Source organism: Kitasatospora papulosa (assembly GCF_000717245.1).
GTDB lineage: Bacteria > Actinomycetota > Actinomycetes > Streptomycetales > Streptomycetaceae > Streptomyces > Streptomyces papulosus.
In genome coordinates, this window is record NZ_JNYQ01000025.1 from 1 (window position 1) to 16,910 (window position 16,910).

The window sequence follows — 16,910 nt, forward strand, 5'->3', positions numbered from 1 at the left end:
GCCACCCTCGATACCCTCCACGCACTGACCTTCACGTACGAACAGCTGGACCGTGAACAAGAGGCTCTGGACCTGAGGGAACGAGTGGCCGAGGCCCGTTCTCGCGTGCTGGGCCCCGAAGATCCTGCCACCCTCAAGGCGCTCGATGTCCTTGCCCTCGACTACTCCTCGCTCGGACGCGTTCAGGAGGCGGTCGAGGTGTGGGAGCGGGTCGCCCGTGTACAAGCCCGTGTCCTGGATCCCCACGATCCTGAGGCTCTCGACGTCCTCCACCTCCTTGCCATTGCCTACAGTGCATTGGGACGGGGCCAGGACGCATCCGACGCGGCAAAGCGCGCTGCCCAAGGACGCTTCCAGGCGCTGGGCCCCGAAGCCCCCGACACCATCGACAGCTTTTACACCCTCGCCCTGGCCTACGACCTGCTGGATCGGGAACAGGAAGCGCTGGAAATGAAGTTGTGGGTAGCAGAAGTCCGCGCCCGCGTCCTGGGGCCCGAAGACCCCGAGACCCTGGAGACGCTCTGCAGTCTCGCTCTCTCGTACAGCGTGGTGGGGCGTGATCAGGAAGCGGTAAGTCTGGGCGAGCGGGTTGCTGATGCCTATTCGCGTGTCCTGGGACACGATGATCCGGCGACTTTGGACATGCTCGACACACTCACCGACCTTTACAACAGTGTGGGACGTCATGCAGAGGCCCGGGCATTAAAGAAGCGGGTCGGAGCGGCCCGCTCTCACGCAGGCCGTCGCGATACCATGCCGCCGTCGGCTTCAGACGACGGCATCGAGCAGAAAAGGGGACGTGGCTGGTTCCGTCGGCGTGCCTGACCGCGCCACATCAGCTGCGCGGCTCGGCAACCGGCAAACCGCACAGCGGGATCATCATCAATCCTCGGGGGAAGCGGCTGACTACCAGCACACCACCTCCTGATTCCTGTGTAGACCGTGAGCCGAATCTCTGCTCGCCGTCGGCGCGAGGCAGGCCGCCCTGGGCTGCGCCTCTCCTCGCGACGCGATGATCATGCTGGGGCAATGCTGGCTAAGGTCCGCGACGAAGCTACACAGCGACTACGTGCCGCAGAAGCCGGACAGCCCCGGCTACACCCCCGAACAGACCGAGCGCCTCTGCGAGGACGCCATGGTCGCGCTCGCAGAGCCCGACATCGAGCCGTGCGAGGTCTGCCGACCGCACACCGGACTCCTGAGCTGACCGGCAGGGCTCCACGACGACGGCCCCCCACCCCCGGGGAGGAGATCCGGGGCCGGGGCGCCGTTGTCATGTGGTCAGGCTGCCCAGTCCAGTCCGAGGGCTGCGAGCACGGCCAGTTTTTCAGCCGCCAGCTTGGCCCGCCTGGTCTTGGAATTCGTGAGAAATACACCGAGCTTGACGGGGTGTTCCTCGCCGTCGACGACCACGGTCCACGTGGCAGCGTCGCGCTGCCGGAGCACCCATGTGCCGACGTCGCAGCCGTGGACGAGGACACCGGGCAGGACCTCGGTGAGTCCGCCCTCCTCGGCTAGGAGGGCGCGTGCGGTGGCGTAGTGGCGCTGCCACTCGACGGACCAGCCGGGGTGCCACTCCGGGTCGATCGCCTCCAGCGCCGCCCGCCGTTCCCCTGCCCGGACCTCGTCCTTGCCGAGGCCGCCGGCCTTGCGGAGATTGGCCAGCCACTGTCCCACCGCCACCCCCTCGACCAAGGCGTCCTTCGGCGCCGCGAGGGTGCCGTGCACCGCGTGGTAGGCGCGGGCCGCGGTGAGGTTGCGCCAGAACCCGGCGTCCGCGACCGACCACACCATCCCGAGCTCGTTCAAAAGATCGGCCCGCCATGCCTTCAGCGTGCCGAGCCGGAAGGCGCGGCGCTGCTCGCTGACCCATGCGCCCAGCGCATAGGGGATGCGGTCCTCGCCGAGCTCCACCGACGCGTCCAGCGGCACCTCCGCGCTTCCGTGTTCGCGCGTCCAGTGGCGCAGGGCGTTGTAGCCGGTGAGCCAGATTTCGGAGTCGGGGTGCAGGATGCGGGTCCGCAGGAAGAGGGCGATGGTCCCGGGGTCGCGGGGGAGGGAGAACCGCAGCAACGGGACTCCGCTGCCCGGGTGTTCCTCCTCGGCTGCGTCGTCCTCGGTACCGCTCTCGTGCCCGGCGCCGATTCCTGCCGCGTCGTCCTCGGTGCTGTCCTTGGTTCCGGCCGCCGTCTCGATGTCGGGCCCGTGCTCCTGGTCCTCGTCGACGTCGTCCTCCTGGCCGTCGCCGTCGTCGCCCTCTTCCCGGACGGGATCGAGCGCGACGACGGACGTCGCCTTCCCCCGGGCCGTGGTGGTGCCCAGCGTCATGCGCTCGATGACCCGCTCATCATGGGCCCGCAGGCCCTGGAGCACGGCTACCAGGGGCCGGTAGCTGGAGGACGCCATCATGTCGGACGGGTCCTCTCCGGGCTCCAGGAACACCGGCACGACGATCCGGGACACCTTGCCCTCCCCAGGGTCCTGGCGCAGGCCCCGCCCGATGACCTGAACGATGTCCACGGGCGAACTGCGGGTGTCGGCGAACACGACCGCGCCGACGCCGCGCTTTCCACGGATGTCGACGCCTTCACCGAGCACTCGGCAGCTGGATAGGACACCGAGGTCGGTGACCCATCCGTCCGCGTCGATCCCGTCCGCGAACCTGCCCAGGACCGCACGGCGGTGCGCGGCGGGGTGTTCGCCGGACAGCCATTCCGCACTGACCCGCCCGGGGTAGGTGACGGGGTCGGTGGCCTGGAGTTCCGCCGCCGTCTCCGGAAGAGCGCGGGCAAAACTCATGGCGTCCAGGGTTCGGGCGTGGAACGTCATGAACGAGCGCACCCCTGACTCGTCGGCGTGCTTGAGCAGTGCTTCCTGGAGCGCGGCGAGGCGCCGCCCGCGCCGCTCCTCTGGCGACGCGTCCGGTCCTGGGGCCTGCGGGTCGCGGATCTCCAGGACGTCGATCTCGAACCGGGCCAGGACGCCGCGCTCGACGCTTTCCATCAGCCCGAACTCGAACAGCACCGGCCCGTACAACGTCTCGTCGTCCATCGAGGCGACCAGGCGCCCGCCGGTCTCGTCCGCGCCGGCACTCCCGGGGGCTGCCTCCCACAACCGGGGCGTGGCCGTCATGTACAACCGCCGCGCGGCGGGCACCCGGTGCTGGTCATGGACAGCCGCCCACGCCTTGCCGAGATCACCTGAAGTTCTGTGGGCCTCGTCGACCACCAGGAGGTCGAAGGGGCGCATGGTCTGGCCGTAGGAGCCGCGCAGTGCGCGTTCCAGGGCGCCCGGGGCGGCGCCGGTCTCCTCGTCGCCCTGGTCGTCGTCCAGCCCCTGCGGCGACAGGCTGGCGTACGTCGCGAACACCAGCAGCGGACCGTCCTGCGCCCCGGCCCACAGGGCGAGTTGGGTCGGGTTGGTCGTGCACCGCACATTCAGCGCTTCCAGCAGCGGATCAGCGCCCAGACTGCACACCGCGATGGCCGGGGCGGTGTGGCCGACGGCCCGCCAGGCTTCCACGGTCTGAGTGAGGAGATCCAGGGTCGGGACCAGGACGCCGACCACGCCCCGGGGGACCATCCGCAGCGCGGCGACGGCCGCCGTGATGGTCTTGCCTGATCCGGTGGACATGTGGACCTGCCCGCGCTGCCCCCAAGCGGGCACCGTGCCATCGAGGGGGAGGGTCAGGCCCTCGATGATCGAGTCCACGGCCTCGACCTGATGCGGCCGAAGCGAGATCCCCTGCATACCCACCACTCCCTCACTCCCTCACGACCAGCGGTTTCTCCGGAGCACCGGACGGCGCGAGGTGTTGCCCGCAGTCTCGCCGTTTCGTTGTCCTGAGGGTGACCGTAACCCATACGTCCAACCAGCGTTTAACCAACGTCTAAACTTGCGCTAAAACTCGTCCAACTACGCTAGGGTTCGGGGTATGACGGAAAAGCTCAGTGTGGAAGCGCTGCTCGAAGAGGCACGTCTGAACGCGTCGATCCCACCCCCGGCCGAACGTCTGAGACTGCGGGAAGCCGCGAAGCTCTCCCGCGCCCAGGTCGCCGAGACCTGCGACGTCGGACGCTCCACGGTCGCCAACTGGGAGACGGGCCACTCGGAGCCGGCCCCACCCGCCCGTCTGCCCTACCTGCGCCTGCTGAAGGGGTTGGCCGAGATCTACCCGCCCGACTCGGCACCCGTCCCGGCCCCTGCCTCTGTCCCGGCTGCGTTCACTGCCGCCCCGGAGACGCTGCGTGGTCCGGACGGGCGCGCGATCGAGGGCGACCCCGGCCCCTGCATCCGCTGCGGCATCGAGACGACCTACCAGTCCACCGACGGCCGCCCGCTGCACTCCGGTGCGATGTGCCAGCCCGCAGACCCCGCCGCCCCGCAGACCACACCGCCCGCCCCGGCCGCGCCCGCAGCCACCACACCGGCGCCTGTCTCACCGACCCCGGCCCCCGTGCCGAGCCGGCCGGAGCGCCGCGCCCGCAGTGCGGCCCGCGCCCAGGCCGACACCACCGCCCTGATCACCCGCGCTGTCCAGGACGAGGCCGAGCGAGCCGGAGGCGACGAGGAAGCGGCGCTGAAGGCACTGATCAAGCGGGCGATCCCCGATGTGATGCACCTGTTCAACGAGACCCGCGCGACGGCCCGTTACGACTACACCGCCTACCCCGCCGTGCCGGACGTCCTGAAGAAGCCGTCCAAGAAGGACCCTGACCAGATCTGGGAGGCCCGCCCCAAGTTCCACCACCCCGGCTACTCCCTGAAGGTCCCCGGGGACGTCAAGGTCACCGCGCTCGACGTGAACGCCGCCTATCTCTCCGCGCTCAAGTGCTGGCTCCCCATCGGAAAACTTGAGCACAGCACCGGAACCGACGGGGTCGACCCGAAGCGTTCCGGCGTCCACCTGATCACCCCGGGGGAATGGGCCCACCCGCATCTGCCGGACCCGATCGGCGACCGGGACGAGCCCGGCGCCCTGTGGGTCACTAACGCCACACTCCGCCTCCTGCAACGCCTCTCCGGCCCGAAGTACGGGCTGACGGACGCGCCGGTGATCCACGAGTCGTGGACCTCGGGTGCGACGGAGAACTTTCTGGACGCGCTGCGCAAGCTGTTGTCGGCTGCTCGGGACGAGGCGATCGAGAACAACGACACCCTGACGCTGGAGTACGTCAAAGCCATGTACTCCAAGTTCATCAGCACGATGGGGGAGTCGATCCACAACCGGGAGATGGTGCGCCCCGACTGGATGCACATCATCCACTCCCAGGCCTACGCCAACCTCTGGGGCAAGGCCTACAAGGCCAGTCAGGCTGGTCTCGATGTCGTCGCGATGATGGGCACCGACGAACTCCACTTGACGGGCGACTGGCGCAAGGTGTTCCCGGAGGGCCGGGGCGTGTCGCAGATGAAGGTCAAGCACGGCGAGGGCAAGGCCACCGGTGAGTACACCGTCGGCACGGTCGGCTCGGTGGACCGCTGATGGCCGGGCGCTGGATGGACCTTGGTGCGCTCAATGCCCGGGGCCTGCCCGGAGCGGACGCGCTGGGCGTCGCGATCGAGCGCATGGTGACCGGCATCGCCTCGTCTGTGGAGAGCGAGCGCGGCCTTGCCGCCCGCCTGAACTACCTGACCAAGACTGATGCCGGGTACGAGGCGATGGACCGCGCCGGCATCCACGTCTCACCCCGAACCCTGATGGCCTGGCTTGCTGAGGAGCGGATCCCGAGCAAGGCGAACCGGTCGAGGTTGGATGCCGCGTACTGGGACCTGCGGCGCCGCAACGTGGCCGCAGACTTCAAGAAGCGGCTCAACAACCACGGTCGCGGAACGCGTGTCGAGATCAACCCCGTCGACCAGACCCGCGTCGAGGGGCGGCACCAGCGCGACCTGTCCAGCCGCAGCCTCAACGTCCGTGGCGTGTGGGATCGCGCCGTCGACGCATGGATGAACGACGACTACGAGGAACTCGACGCCGTCTGGGACGACATCATCGAGGACCTCGGCTCCGAGTACGACGCATACAGCAACGTCTCCTCCATCGGCTGGGCCGCCTGAGAGCAGCGAAGACGTTTGCTCTTCCGGCATTGAAGCTTCACCCCGACGCGCATGCGTCGAAGCACTCGTCGGCGGCTTCACCAGTTTCCTGCACTGCCCAGGCCCTGCTCCCGGGCCGCTACGACACCATTGGCCGTCTATGGCTGGTCGGCAGGACCACCCCGCGAAACGGGGGTCGACGAGGACCTGCCCCAGGGGTGCGGCCGTTCCGGAACGCGTGATGCGGGTGCCTGTCCAGGGGTGGCCGGTGCCAGCCGGGGTGAGGTGGTCGGCGAGCCCGAAGGCCGGGTCGGGTTGCGGCGGGCGGAGATCAGCGGCGACGTGTCCAGGACCGCGGCGGGTGGCCCCACCCGCTGCGGTACGTATGGATGCGCCGGACATGGCCGTGGCCGACGTGCCCGCCTTCGGTGTGGGGGCCCAGTCGCACCTCGGATGACACTTGCAGTCGACTCTGCGGGTCACCGTGGACGGTGGGGGCTGGTGATCTGTCAGGTTGGCGGGTTCAGCCGACATGAGGTCGCGTCGCAACCTGGAAGAGGTGCGCTGGTCCAGGCCGAGTGTCTCGGCCAACTGCGGATCTTTTTTCAGGCAACTTCACGGCCCGGAGTGGTGCTGGAGTGACTACTGAGAGTGCTGTTCATGGCAGTGGGGGAGTGCTAGGCATGTGGAGGACGGGAGTCCCCTTTCAGTGGCTGATGGGGCATCAGCGCACTGAGTGGACTGCGAGGCGGAATGCAGCGCATGTCCCATGCGCATCGTCGAACGGTCACTTCTGTATCTGATGGCATGCCTTCCGCAGGCCGCTTGGCCGCTCCTAAGCGGAGCGGTCCGGGGGAGGCGGAGGTCAGTCGAACCGGTCACCGACAGTGCGGGGCTCTGAGGGGGTGTGTTGATCTTTGCCGCGTTGGGATCTCAGGTGTCGGTCACGGAGCGTGTATCCGCCGAGAGCGCCGTTCTCGAACAAATTTTCTGGTGTGGGTGCAGTGCGTTGGCTTACGGTCACGATGCGATTTGCGAACGACATCGATACGCACCGGGCTGACCGGCTGGGTGCGATGAGGGGGATCTATGCGTACGTCTCGGATTGCAGCTGTCGCGATGAGCACCGCGGTCGTCGGAGTGCTGGGAATCGCGCCGGCGTTCGCGCAGGGGGGGTACACCAGCTCCATCAGCGGGTGGCTGCCGGGGAAGGAGTCGAACCACTGGACGGACGGCAACACCGACAGTGTCTCGACCAGCGTCAAGTTCTCCGGGTGCTCCGTGGACAACGGCCGGTTCACCTATGCGGGCCTTCAGCTGAAGAAGGAGCGCTCCGGCCTGCCCGACACCGTTGTCAACAGGGACAACAACTACTGCGACACGTCGAGCTTCGGCGACAAGGCTGCGGGCAAGTACTACTTCAACTACTCGAGCCTGAACGGGCAGGACTCCGTGTCCGCCTATCTCAGCGTCTCCACGGTCACTGTGCGCTACTGACCGGTTTGCGACGTTGCGGGGTGTGTGGTTGCAACCACACACCCCGCAACGCCGTCTGGGCCTGTAGTCATCACTCACCTGGGGTTTTGCGTGTCACTGCACTACACGGACTGTTCCTTTGCCTACCGGGCCGGCACTCCTGTGCTCGACGGCCTGACGATGGACCTCCCGCAAGGGTGCACTGTCCTGCTCGGCCCGAACGGGGCGGGGAAGTCGACACTGCTTTCGCTGGGGGCGTCCTCCCTGACCCCCGTGTCGGGGCGCGTCACGCTGGGACGCCTGGACAGTGTCCGGCGGCGGGACCGTCGGGCTTTCCGGCAGAAGGTGGGCTGGCTGCCGCAGGAAGTGAAGGCCATCCCTGCCCTGACCGTGCGGGAGCAGGCCGCGTACGTGGGCTGGCTGAAAGGCCTGTCCAAGCGCGAGGCATGGGACCGCTCGGCCACCGCGCTGGACAGGGTCCGTCTTACGGAGCTGGGCCAGCGCAAGAGCCATGAGCTGTCCGGCGGGCAACTCCGCCGCCTGGGGATCGCGCAGACTCTGGTGCACCAGGCCGAGATCGTTCTCCTGGACGAGCCCACCGCAGGACTCGACCCGGTCCAGCGCGGTGTCTTCCGGGACCTGCTGGCCGAACTGAGCGGCTCGGTGCACTTCATCGTCTCCACGCACCAGACCGAAGACCTCGCCGACATCTACGAGACCGTCATCGTCTTCGACCGGGGCCGGCCGGTGTTCCGAGGGCCGGTGAGCGACTTCTTCTCCACCGCCCCCGCCGGCACCCCGCACGAGCGGCGTGCGGAGAGCGCGTATCGCGGCCTGGTCCGAGGGGAGGTCTGAACCGTGCGTATCTCGACACTTCTGCGTTCGGGCCCCGCAGCGTGGGCCGCCTTGGTCCTGGTTCCCGTACTGGTGTGGTTCAGCGCCCAGAACACCGAGTCCACCATTGCCTACTGGCCTTCCATCAGCTCGCAGACCACCATCGTCGTCGGCTTCATCAGCGCCGCGTGCGGGGCGGGAGCGGCCTGGGAGGCAGCCCGGCTCAGACAGGGCGGGATCACGGTGCTGGCCCCGGCCCGCGGGTCGCTCAGCGTGGCGGTCCTGCATCTCGGCCCCGTCGCCGTACTTGGCCTGATCGCGATGATCGCACCCTTCGCCGTCATCGTGACGTCGGTGGCCTCCACCCCCGGTCTCCCGAACCCGGCGATCCTTGCCGTCTCCTACAGCGTGGTCCTGGCCCACATCGCTCTGGGCTGGTTCGTCGGCGCCCGCATGCCCAGACTTCTCGGCGCCGCCACCATGCTGATCTTCGGATACCTCTGGGGATTCTGGCCGGCGGCCCTGGGTGGCCTTCCCTGGCTGCGCCACCTCAACGGACAAGGCGTAACCGAGTGCTGCGGGCTGGACCAGGACCCCTCCATCCGCAGTCTGGCAGCCACCGTCACCTTCTCCCTCGCGATCGTGGCGGCCGTCGTCCTCAGCTCAGCGCTCAGCCACCGCCTCTGGCGCCCCCTGCTGTCACTGACCGGGTTCACCGTGGCCACCACCGTGGCGCTCACCCTGGCCGTTCCCCTCGACTTCCAGGGCACTCAGGCCCGCGACACCGCACTGCGCACCTGCACAGGACAGAACCCACAGATCTGCCTGTGGCCCGAGCAGAACACCCGACGGGCAGACATCAGCCACTGGGCCGAGGAAACCACCGCCCAACTGTCCGCCGTCGGCGTCACCCCCGCCCGGCAGGTCGAGTTCGGAGACCCCCAGCCCGACAAGACCAACGTCGCCTCGAACATCGCCACCAGCCCACTGCCCAACGAAGCACCCCCGTGCGCCCTGCGCCAGGGCGCCGCCTATCCCGGCGACGAAGCCATGATCGCCATATACGCCTGGCTCTCCCTCACCGGCGGCGTCCCCAAGAGCGACCTCGCCCAGCGCTGGCCCCTCGAAGCGATCAGCCTCGCCGAGCAGATCCGCGCCCTGCCCACACAAGCCCAGCACGCCTGGTACGAACGCAACATGCGTTCCGTCCACGACTGCAAAATCCTGCCCGACCTGGCCCCCGCCTCCTACACCAAGGCAGCCACATCGTGAACTGGTGGCACCGCGCACACGCCACACCCCTCGCCACAGCACTGCTCACCGTCACCATGCTGCTGGTACCGCTCCTGGGCGGATCCGCCCTGCCGATCCCCTCCCTGCTTGCCGGAATGAGCGCGGGAATTCCCGTAGCCCTCGTGCTGCCCGCCATCCCCGCGGCCTTCACTCTCTACGCGCTCAACCGGGTTCCACGCCTCTACGACACCACCGCGGTCCGCCCCGTAGCCCGATACCAGATCGGCATGCTGACAGCAGCCGCCCTGCTGGCCACCATCCTCGGCCTTGGCGCCGCCTACGCGGCGGACTCACCCATGTCCCTCGCCGCGGCAAGGAATCTCCTCGGATACCTGGGCACCGGGCTCATCGTCCAATATCTCGCCGGCCACGTGTACGGCCCCCTGACCGTCGCCTTCGTGCCCATTACCTGTGCACTCATCGGCCTCGGCCCTGGAGGACGTCCCTTCCCCTGGACCTGGCCACTGCACGAAGCGAGCTCCCCTATCGCCGCCACGGCCTCCCTGCTCCTGCTCACCGCAGGAATCGTGGCAACGACACTTCTCCCGCCTCGAGGCGCTGCGTCGCGACCGGCAACTGCCTGACCGGCCATGCCGCAGCGGAGGCGCGAAGAGCCAGCAAGGACGACGCCGGTGAGCTCCATGAGCGAAGCCCGAATACTCAACGGATGGAACGTTGTGAATCCCAGCGGCGGATCAGGCGCTCTCCTTGATTTCCGCTGCCAGGGCGTCGATGCGCACGCGACGGTGTCCATCCACCCCACATCGGCCCCCAGATGGGCAGGGCATATCCAGCCGAGAGCACACTACTGAGATCGGCACCCGGTGCTGTGCTGAGGACCCTGAGCTCACCTATACGCTTCATCTGGGTGGCATGCTGCAACCAGCAGCCCCCCTCACTGGGCACTCTTTAGCGCGTTGCGGTCCGATTCGTCCCCGCCGCCGACGCATCGACGAGGTCGGCGCTTACCGTGTAGCCACGTGCCTACCCTGTTTGTCCTGGCCTGGCATCGGCGCCGGTGGCGCCAGTGCTGGTGTGCTTTCAGTACCTCGTAGTTCCAGGTGGAGCGTTCCTGTGTGGAAGAACGTCCGGCAGAAACACCGAGTTGTTCCGCGATGGTGGGGAACCGGGGATGCATCTGGCGGTCGCCGACCGTTACCAGGTCTGACAGCAGCGGCTCGCTCTGGTCTCGGTCGTCGTTGACGAGCCACAGCAGGACGCTCTCGTCATCGCGATGCAGATTCATGAGAGCGGGCAGACGCTTGCGGATCGCCGTCCATGTGGTGGTGGTTCCGGCCCGGGCGGTCTGTTCCAGCAACGGCCGCACGTCGGTCGCGAGCTCCGCGAGCCGCCCCGCTACCAGGCGCCCCGGCTGACCCTCCTGAGGAATCGAGCGCCGACGGTCGAGCGGTCCACACCGAACCAGCAGACCAGCACATCATGAGTAACCCCATGACGAAGGTGCACCAGCGTGGCCAGGAGCCGGTCGACGAACACCATGCGGTGCTTCGCACCAGCGCCCACCGCACGCTTCCGCTGCCTGGACGCAAGCCTGGCCTGGTGCCGCTCATGCCACAACGGGCCCACCTCAGCAACAAGTTCAGCAATCACAGCGGCCGATAAGCCAGTAATCTTCCGGTCGCTGATGATCGCTCTGCGCGTAACGTTCCCCACCACGCAGCCATGATCGCCGATCCGCGCTCGACGTCCCACCGCTTACCGTGCACGAGCTCGTTAGGCCAGAGCTCACCGTCATGCGCCATTCGCTGGTGACCATCTCAAGGACGTCACATCGGAGGGTTGCCACGAGAGCCCGGGACATCGGGCCGTGCCGGACGGCTCCGTGGCCACGAGGGCCTCATCTTGGCAAGCTGAGGCGGGGCGTGTTTCCGCCGAAGATCCGACTGAGGCGCCCGCCGCGTTTCGAAAGGCCCTCGCTCGACTCGGCGTCACCGTGACAGGCTCATGACTGAACGTCACCAGGCGTTCGGAAAGGGCTAACGTGCTCAGAAGTGTTTTTGTCGGCGCTCTCACTGTGGGCCTGCTCGCGCTCGGCGTACCGGCATACTCCCAGTCAGAGCCGGTGAACGACCGGGTTTCTGCCCCCTCCAATGCCGAGCCGGAACGCTTTCCGGGTGGGAGAGCCGGGGCGGAGAAGAGCAACTGTGCGGAGGCCGCCGCGCGGCACAAGGCGGCAGGCAGCACGGGCCTCTACGGCTGTATCACCGAGGTGTCCGAAACCGAGGCCCGGCAGCGCTCAGCAGCCACCGGTGCTGCCGCGGTACCCCTGCCGGTGAACGACTGCACGGGCAACGAGAATGGCAGCTGGTGGGCATTGCGCCTCTCCCAGTGCCAGATCGACCCTGATGTCCGCTACACCCTGCGTGACAAGGACGGCACGATCGTCGCAACGGCGCTCTTCGCCATCGCCCAACAGATGGACCTGTCCGCCACCAGCCTGGAGTGGACCGAGACAGACCAGCTCGTCATGCTGGAGGCCAGCCCGAAACTCCCGGCGCTGACCGCCACGTGGACGACCAAATGTGCTGCCACCTGCAGCCCCGCGACGACAGCCGTGTTCTCCAAGCAGCCGGTCAAGGTCGGCCAGCTTCTGAAAAAGACCTACAAGGTCGCCGACGTCCCGACGAAAAAGTACGACTTCCTCGACGTGGACTACACGCTCAACTTCGACGCTGCTGGCGCCACCGAGATCACGCCCCCCTCAACCTGGGACGCCGAGGTACGGTGCGACGACCAGCTGTCGGTCGGTAACACCTCAGGCTGCGTCGTCCCCTGGTTCACACCGACGCTCAACATCTCCAGAGCACAGTACGGATCGTCAGCTGACATGATCAACTGGGCCCAGATCAACCTTTCCGGGCACTGGGGTCTGAGGAGCTCGGGCAAGCCGCTCCACCGCCTCCAGAGTGCGTCGGAGCAGAAGAAGAACCGGCAGGCGATATGCGGAACGGGAAAATTCACGCCGGATCCGGCTGTTGAGCAGGACTCATGCGACGAGTTCCCCTTCGCCGGCACCTACGAGAGCGGAGCACTGAACGGAGTCGACCACGGCAACGCATGCGCCCAGGTGACGTCCGTCCGCAAGAACAGCACTGGTGACCTGCCTTTTGACTGGCAGACCGTCACGCCCATCGGCACCGTGACCGGAAACGAGAAGTGTGTCCGCGGGCATATCCCCGGACCGCTTAACTCCTATGCCGGCGGCGCCTACGGCAATTTCGTCCAAACGGCTCGACTGGCCGACAACGACGGATTCTGGCTCAAGGTCACATCATCCTGACCCCGAGGTGAGATTCGCTGCCCATCGTTCAGCTCAACTGTGAGGACACGAAAATGGTGGGCAGCGGCCCCTTGACAGCACCGGCTTCCACTCGAAGACCGAACTCAGTCTCCACCGCTTCCAGAGCAGCACGGGCATCGTCAAATCCCTCCGGCTCATCCTCCAGGAAGAAGCCGACATGCCGCAGAGCTGTATTGAGGCGGTCGGGGTCCGACCCGGCCGCAGGCTCGAACAGCCACGTGCTGCACGTCGCGATGACCTCCCCATCGCGAGCCTGTTTCACATGCGTGGTGGAGTCGAGAAGCGACCACACACTGATCGCCTCCGTACCCCGCGACAGCCGCCGCAGCACCGGCTCCATGTGCGCGACACCCGTCTGCCCGTTCACATCGAACAGGTAGATCCACTCAGCATCGGCGGGCGCATAGATCCGGACACCCCAGCTATCGAAGCCCAGATGCTCGATCGCGTTGTCCAACCGGTACTCCTGCAAAGCTCCCTGGACCACGATCTCCAAGCGGTCAAGAAGGTCCTGCTGGGGCAACCCCCGGACCGCCGTCACACAGAAGTACTCACTGCTCAGCACCTCAGACAAACGGTCCACGTCAACTTCATTCCCTCAGCACCCCGACAGCACCCTGCCACGACAGGGTAATCCGGTCCTGCCACCTCTGTGCGAGCGGACGGACCGTCAGGGGCACCCCCTGTGGCCACGAAGGGGGCCCGGGGGTGGACTGGCTGCTGTGTGACAGGCCAATTTGCCTGCACAGTGAGAGGACGACGTAAACGGAGTCGTTCTTCCAGAGTCGGACTCGGTGTGACTGTCATCGCCTTACCGCTTGGGTCGGCCGCTCCGTGGGTTCTCGACGCCGACGGGATCGGGCGATGGCTCGCCACCTTCATCGGGCTCGGGCCTTGACCCCAGATGTTGGACACACGAGACATTGGATCCTGAGGATCTGAGAACGGACATCTCGTGGTCATGAAGAACTACCCGCCGGAGTTCAACGCGGACGCGGTCGCGCTGTACGAGTCGCGGCCCGATGCGACGATCAGGTCGGTCGCCGCCGATCTGGGGATCAATCCGGAGACGCTGCGGAACTGGGTCCGGGCTGCCGGAGCAAGCCGTCCACGGGGACGCCGGACGCAGAACCGGCCCAGCCGCCGGCACCGCTGGAGGCCGAGAACGCAGCTCTGCGGAAGAAGGTCCGCGAGCTGGAGGAGGAACGCGAGATCCTGCTGAAGGCCGCCAAGTATTTCGCCGGGGAGACGCGCTGGTGAACCGCTTCCAATGGTGTCGCCGACCATCAGCGCCGCTACGGCGTGAAGCGGCTCTGCAGCATCCTCGGCGTCGCCCGCTCGACACGAATGAGCAGGGCGGTCGCTACGCCCTCTCCCGAACGGCCCTCAACCTGAAGACCAAGTTCACCTGGCGGATGGCACAGCCGGACAGGAACGGGAACATCGTGGACCCGACAACGTCACTGATGAGCTCGACGAAGCCCGCGAGATGATCCTCGCCGTCGAGAGAATCGTGTGGCGGACGCCCCGGCGTCGCAGGTACTCGCGAGCGTGCTCCAGCCGTTGAATGGAGCATGGTGCGGTGATCTCGCCACCTGCCGCAACGCCGCGCAGCGACGGGGCTCTGACGCCAGTAGCCTTGCGTCATGGACTTAGGTTCTGCTCAGCCTCCATGAGTGGTTCGCCAGGCACCAGAGCCCGGTTCCCCGCATCTTGGTCCTTGACCAACCGTCGCAGGTGTACTTCCCAGCAGAACCGACCGGCGAGGAAGTCCTGCAAACCAACGATCGCACGCATCTGCTGAACACTTACAAGGCCACACCGCATGTTGCAGCAACTCGTCGGCAAGATGCAGGTCATCGTCATGGAACACGCCGACCTCGACGACCCAGCCTTCAGCCAGCACGTTGTCGAGCGCTGGCGGTACGGCAACGACTCAGGACTCGTGCCCTCGACTTGGATGGAGCCAGAGACCCCAGAGAGCTGATGAGTGGCCGACCACCACCACATCGCCCGCCGCCACCACCACATCGCCCGCCGCCGCCGCCGCCGCAGCGGCGGCGGCGGGCGCGAAATGAGTTACGTGACCGCTGACACGGTGCTCTTCGCCGAAAGAGTAGGTCCCCACGGCTGAACCAGTGCACACCCCCTGGGGCACGTGAACCGCACGCGATCGGGCGCAGTCTGCCATCGGTTCCCGTCCGGTGCCCTCCAAGATTCGGCGAACTCGTCGGTTTCCGGTGGTGGGGGACAGCATGCTCGGCGCTGCCATCTGCGATGGCGACACCGTCGTCGTACGCAAGGCCGAATCCGCTGACCACGGCGACATCGTCGCTTCTAGCGGGGCCAACTGTTGTGCAGCGTGATCCGGTAGGAATCGGTGCAGCTCAGCGGCAGTGAAGGCGACGCTACCGCGTGCAACAGGTGTGGCGCCATCACCCGATCCGGTAGGGGATCGCCGACGCGCGGATGACCGCGTCTCGGATCGAATGTCAGTGCGCATTGGCTGCGTCGCGGGATAGCGTCGCTGCTCAGATAGATCATGAACAAGGGGGCCACATGGAGGCCATCAGTAACACCCATCACTACGTCGGCCGCCCGCCCGCTATCCGACCGAGCGGGCGAGGAAGTCGTCCAGGGCCTCCGGTGTGACGGTGAGCGCGTTGGCGTCCTCGCGCTGGTCAAGGCGCTGCAACAGCTCCGCCTTCGTGGCGGGGAGGTACACGAGCCGCGGGTGTCCACCCACGGCTCGTACCAACTTCTTCCACGCCTCGCGATCTTCGCGTAGCCGCCAGGATCCGGGAGCGGTTCAGCAACAGGTTGACCGTGTGCTTGACGTGCTCGGCGATCAGTCCTCCGCCTCCACAGGCCCGACCGCACCGTCAGAGGGTGAGGAGCACCTTGGTTGCGCGGCGTTCGTCCATCGCCTTGTAGCCCTCGGGGGCCCGCTCGAGGGGCAGGGTGAGGTCGAAGACCTTGCCTGGGTTGATCGTGCGGTCCCAGATAAGCTGGATCAGGTCGGGCAGGAACCGGCGTACCGGGGCGGGTCCGCCGAGGGTGTGGATGCCGGCGAAGAACAGCTCGATGCCGGGGATCTGGACGTCGTAGTTGACACCAACGTAGCCGAGGTGCCCGCCGCCGCGGGTGGCGCCGACGGCCTGCATGAAGGACTCCTGGGTGCCGACCGCCTCGATGACCGAGTGCGCACCGTAGCCACCCGTCATCTCCTTGATCTTCGCGACGCCTGCCTCGCCCCGCTCTTCCACGATGTCGGTGGCGCCGTAGTAGCGGGCCAGCTTCTGGCGCTCCGGGTGGCGGGACATGGCGATGATGCGTTCCGCACCGAGCTGTTTGGCGGCCAGGACGGCCATCAGGCCGACGGCGCCGTCGCCGACGACCGCGACGGTTTTGCCGGGTCCAGCCTGGGCGGCGACGGCGGCGTACCAGCCGGTGCCGAGGACATCGGAGGCGGCGAGCAGGGCGGGGATCAGCTCGGGGTCGGGCTGGCCGGGGGTGGCGACCAGGGTGCCGTCGGCGTGCGGGATGCGGGCCTTCTCGGCCTGGGTGCCGATGGTCTGCGAGACGAACTCGGCGTGCACGCACTTGGACTGGAAGCCAGCCTGGCAGATCTCGCAGGTGTTGTCGGAGATGACGAACGACCCGACGACGAAGTCGCCGACCTTGACGTTCTTGACCTCGGAGCCGACCTCCTCGACGACGCCGACGTACTCGTGTCCCATGACTTGGTGGTCGGCGGGCTCGATGCCGCGATACGGCCACAGGTCCGAGCCGCAGATACAGGTCGCCGTCAGCTTCACGATCGCGTCGGTCGGCTCGATGATCTTCGGATCCTCGCGCTCCTCCACCCGTACGTCGCCGGCGGTGTACATCACTACTCCACGCATCGTGGGGTCTCCTTTGCTCTGTCGTGCTGGCGCCTGGGGCG

Annotated in this window: 17 protein-coding genes and 2 pseudogenes; 13 read left to right on the top strand and 6 right to left on the bottom strand. The window is 67.1% G+C overall.

The features are described from left to right. Both IA22_RS35685 and IA22_RS0132170 read left to right on the top strand, forming a co-directional pair. Positions 1–825: tetratricopeptide repeat protein (locus IA22_RS35685; protein WP_157840957.1), on the top strand; the 825-nt coding region annotated here is incomplete at its 5' end. Between the two features lie 244 nt (positions 826–1,069). Then, complete coding sequence (locus IA22_RS0132170; RefSeq protein ID WP_167337649.1) at positions 1,070–1,207, top strand: DUF6233 domain-containing protein; 138 nt, start codon at positions 1,070–1,072, stop codon at positions 1,205–1,207. Positions 1,208–1,281: 74 nt separating this feature from the next. Here IA22_RS0132170 and IA22_RS0132175 read toward each other — a convergent pair whose 3' ends face one another. Then, on the bottom strand, positions 1,282–3,750 hold the full coding sequence (locus IA22_RS0132175; protein ID WP_030125668.1) for a DEAD/DEAH box helicase: 2,469 nt from the start codon (positions 3,748–3,750) through the stop codon (positions 1,282–1,284). Positions 3,751–3,934: 184 nt separating this feature from the next. On the opposite strand from IA22_RS0132175, the gene IA22_RS0132180 reads away from it, so the two are divergent. The 6 genes from IA22_RS0132180 to IA22_RS0132205 all read left to right on the top strand — a co-directional run bounded on the left by IA22_RS0132180 (position 3,935) and on the right by IA22_RS0132205 (position 10,226). Continuing rightward, entirely contained in the window at positions 3,935–5,485 is a 1,551-nt protein-coding gene (locus IA22_RS0132180) for a helix-turn-helix domain-containing protein (RefSeq protein ID WP_030125669.1), read from the top strand. After that, entirely contained in the window at positions 5,485–6,060 is a 576-nt protein-coding gene (locus IA22_RS0132185) for a hypothetical protein (RefSeq protein ID WP_030125670.1), read from the top strand. Before IA22_RS0132180 ends, IA22_RS0132185 begins: the two co-directional genes overlap by 1 nt. Before the next feature lie 1,098 nt (positions 6,061–7,158). Continuing rightward, positions 7,159–7,536: a hypothetical protein gene (locus IA22_RS34825; RefSeq protein WP_049799008.1), complete on the top strand. Its 378-nt coding sequence runs from the start codon at positions 7,159–7,161 to the stop codon at positions 7,534–7,536. 90 nt (positions 7,537–7,626) lie between these two features. Next, the gene (locus tag IA22_RS0132195) at positions 7,627–8,370 is read left to right on the top strand and encodes an ATP-binding cassette domain-containing protein (protein ID WP_030125672.1); all 744 of its coding nucleotides are present in this window, start codon (positions 7,627–7,629) and stop codon (positions 8,368–8,370) included. A 3-nt stretch (positions 8,371–8,373) separates the two neighbouring features. Beyond that, positions 8,374–9,621 carry a DUF7224 domain-containing protein gene (locus tag IA22_RS0132200; RefSeq protein WP_030125673.1) on the top strand — a complete coding sequence of 416 codons (1,248 nt, stop codon included), beginning with the start codon at positions 8,374–8,376 and terminating at the stop codon, positions 9,619–9,621. Beyond that, on the top strand, positions 9,618–10,226 hold the full coding sequence (locus IA22_RS0132205; RefSeq protein WP_030125674.1) for a hypothetical protein: 609 nt from the start codon (positions 9,618–9,620) through the stop codon (positions 10,224–10,226). The genes IA22_RS0132200 and IA22_RS0132205 overlap by 4 nt, the downstream gene beginning before the upstream one ends. 311 nt (positions 10,227–10,537) lie before the next feature. Here IA22_RS0132205 and IA22_RS36910 read toward each other — a convergent pair whose 3' ends face one another. Together IA22_RS36910 and IA22_RS37845 are read right to left on the bottom strand one after the other, a co-directional pair. Continuing rightward, positions 10,538–10,960, bottom strand: coding sequence for a hypothetical protein (locus IA22_RS36910; protein ID WP_157840959.1), 423 nt, complete (start codon positions 10,958–10,960; stop codon positions 10,538–10,540). Between the two features lie 38 nt (positions 10,961–10,998). Beyond that, complete coding sequence (locus tag IA22_RS37845) at positions 10,999–11,142, bottom strand: helix-turn-helix domain-containing protein (RefSeq protein ID WP_234434679.1); 144 nt, start codon at positions 11,140–11,142, stop codon at positions 10,999–11,001. Between the two features lie 535 nt (positions 11,143–11,677). On the opposite strand from IA22_RS37845, the gene IA22_RS0132215 reads away from it, so the two are divergent. Then, a complete protein-coding gene (locus IA22_RS0132215) occupies positions 11,678–12,943 on the top strand; it encodes a hypothetical protein (RefSeq protein WP_234434671.1) in 1,266 nt (421 codons plus the stop codon). Positions 12,944–12,971: 28 nt separating this feature from the next. On the opposite strand, the gene IA22_RS0132220 is transcribed toward IA22_RS0132215, so the two are convergent. Next, positions 12,972–13,547, bottom strand: a complete 576-nt coding sequence (locus tag IA22_RS0132220; RefSeq protein WP_030125676.1) for a DUF6461 domain-containing protein — start codon at positions 13,545–13,547, stop codon at positions 12,972–12,974. Positions 13,548–13,925: 378 nt separating this feature from the next. Between IA22_RS0132220 and IA22_RS38375 the strand changes: the two genes are divergently transcribed. From IA22_RS38375 to IA22_RS35705, 4 genes and pseudogenes are all read left to right on the top strand, one after another. Further along, entirely contained in the window at positions 13,926–14,186 is a 261-nt protein-coding gene (locus tag IA22_RS38375; RefSeq protein ID WP_106973278.1) for a transposase, read from the top strand. A 437-nt stretch (positions 14,187–14,623) separates the two neighbouring features. Then, positions 14,624–14,770, top strand: a pseudogene (locus IA22_RS38380) (DUF3732 domain-containing protein); the annotation flags it as partial. A 19-nt stretch (positions 14,771–14,789) separates the two neighbouring features. Then, the gene (locus IA22_RS38075; RefSeq protein WP_106973279.1) at positions 14,790–14,951 is read left to right on the top strand and encodes a DUF3732 domain-containing protein; all 162 of its coding nucleotides are present in this window, start codon (positions 14,790–14,792) and stop codon (positions 14,949–14,951) included. A gap of 253 nt (positions 14,952–15,204) precedes the next feature. Continuing rightward, a pseudogene (locus IA22_RS35705) lies at positions 15,205–15,303 on the top strand (LexA family protein); the annotation flags it as partial. Between the two features lie 266 nt (positions 15,304–15,569). Here IA22_RS35705 and IA22_RS35710 read toward each other — a convergent pair. Continuing rightward, positions 15,570–15,710, bottom strand: a complete 141-nt coding sequence (locus tag IA22_RS35710; protein WP_199818269.1) for a hypothetical protein — start codon at positions 15,708–15,710, stop codon at positions 15,570–15,572. Between the two features lie 136 nt (positions 15,711–15,846). Then, positions 15,847–16,869, bottom strand: a complete 1,023-nt coding sequence (locus IA22_RS0132240) for a zinc-dependent alcohol dehydrogenase family protein (protein WP_030125679.1) — start codon at positions 16,867–16,869, stop codon at positions 15,847–15,849. Positions 16,870–16,910: the final 41 nt, after the last annotated feature.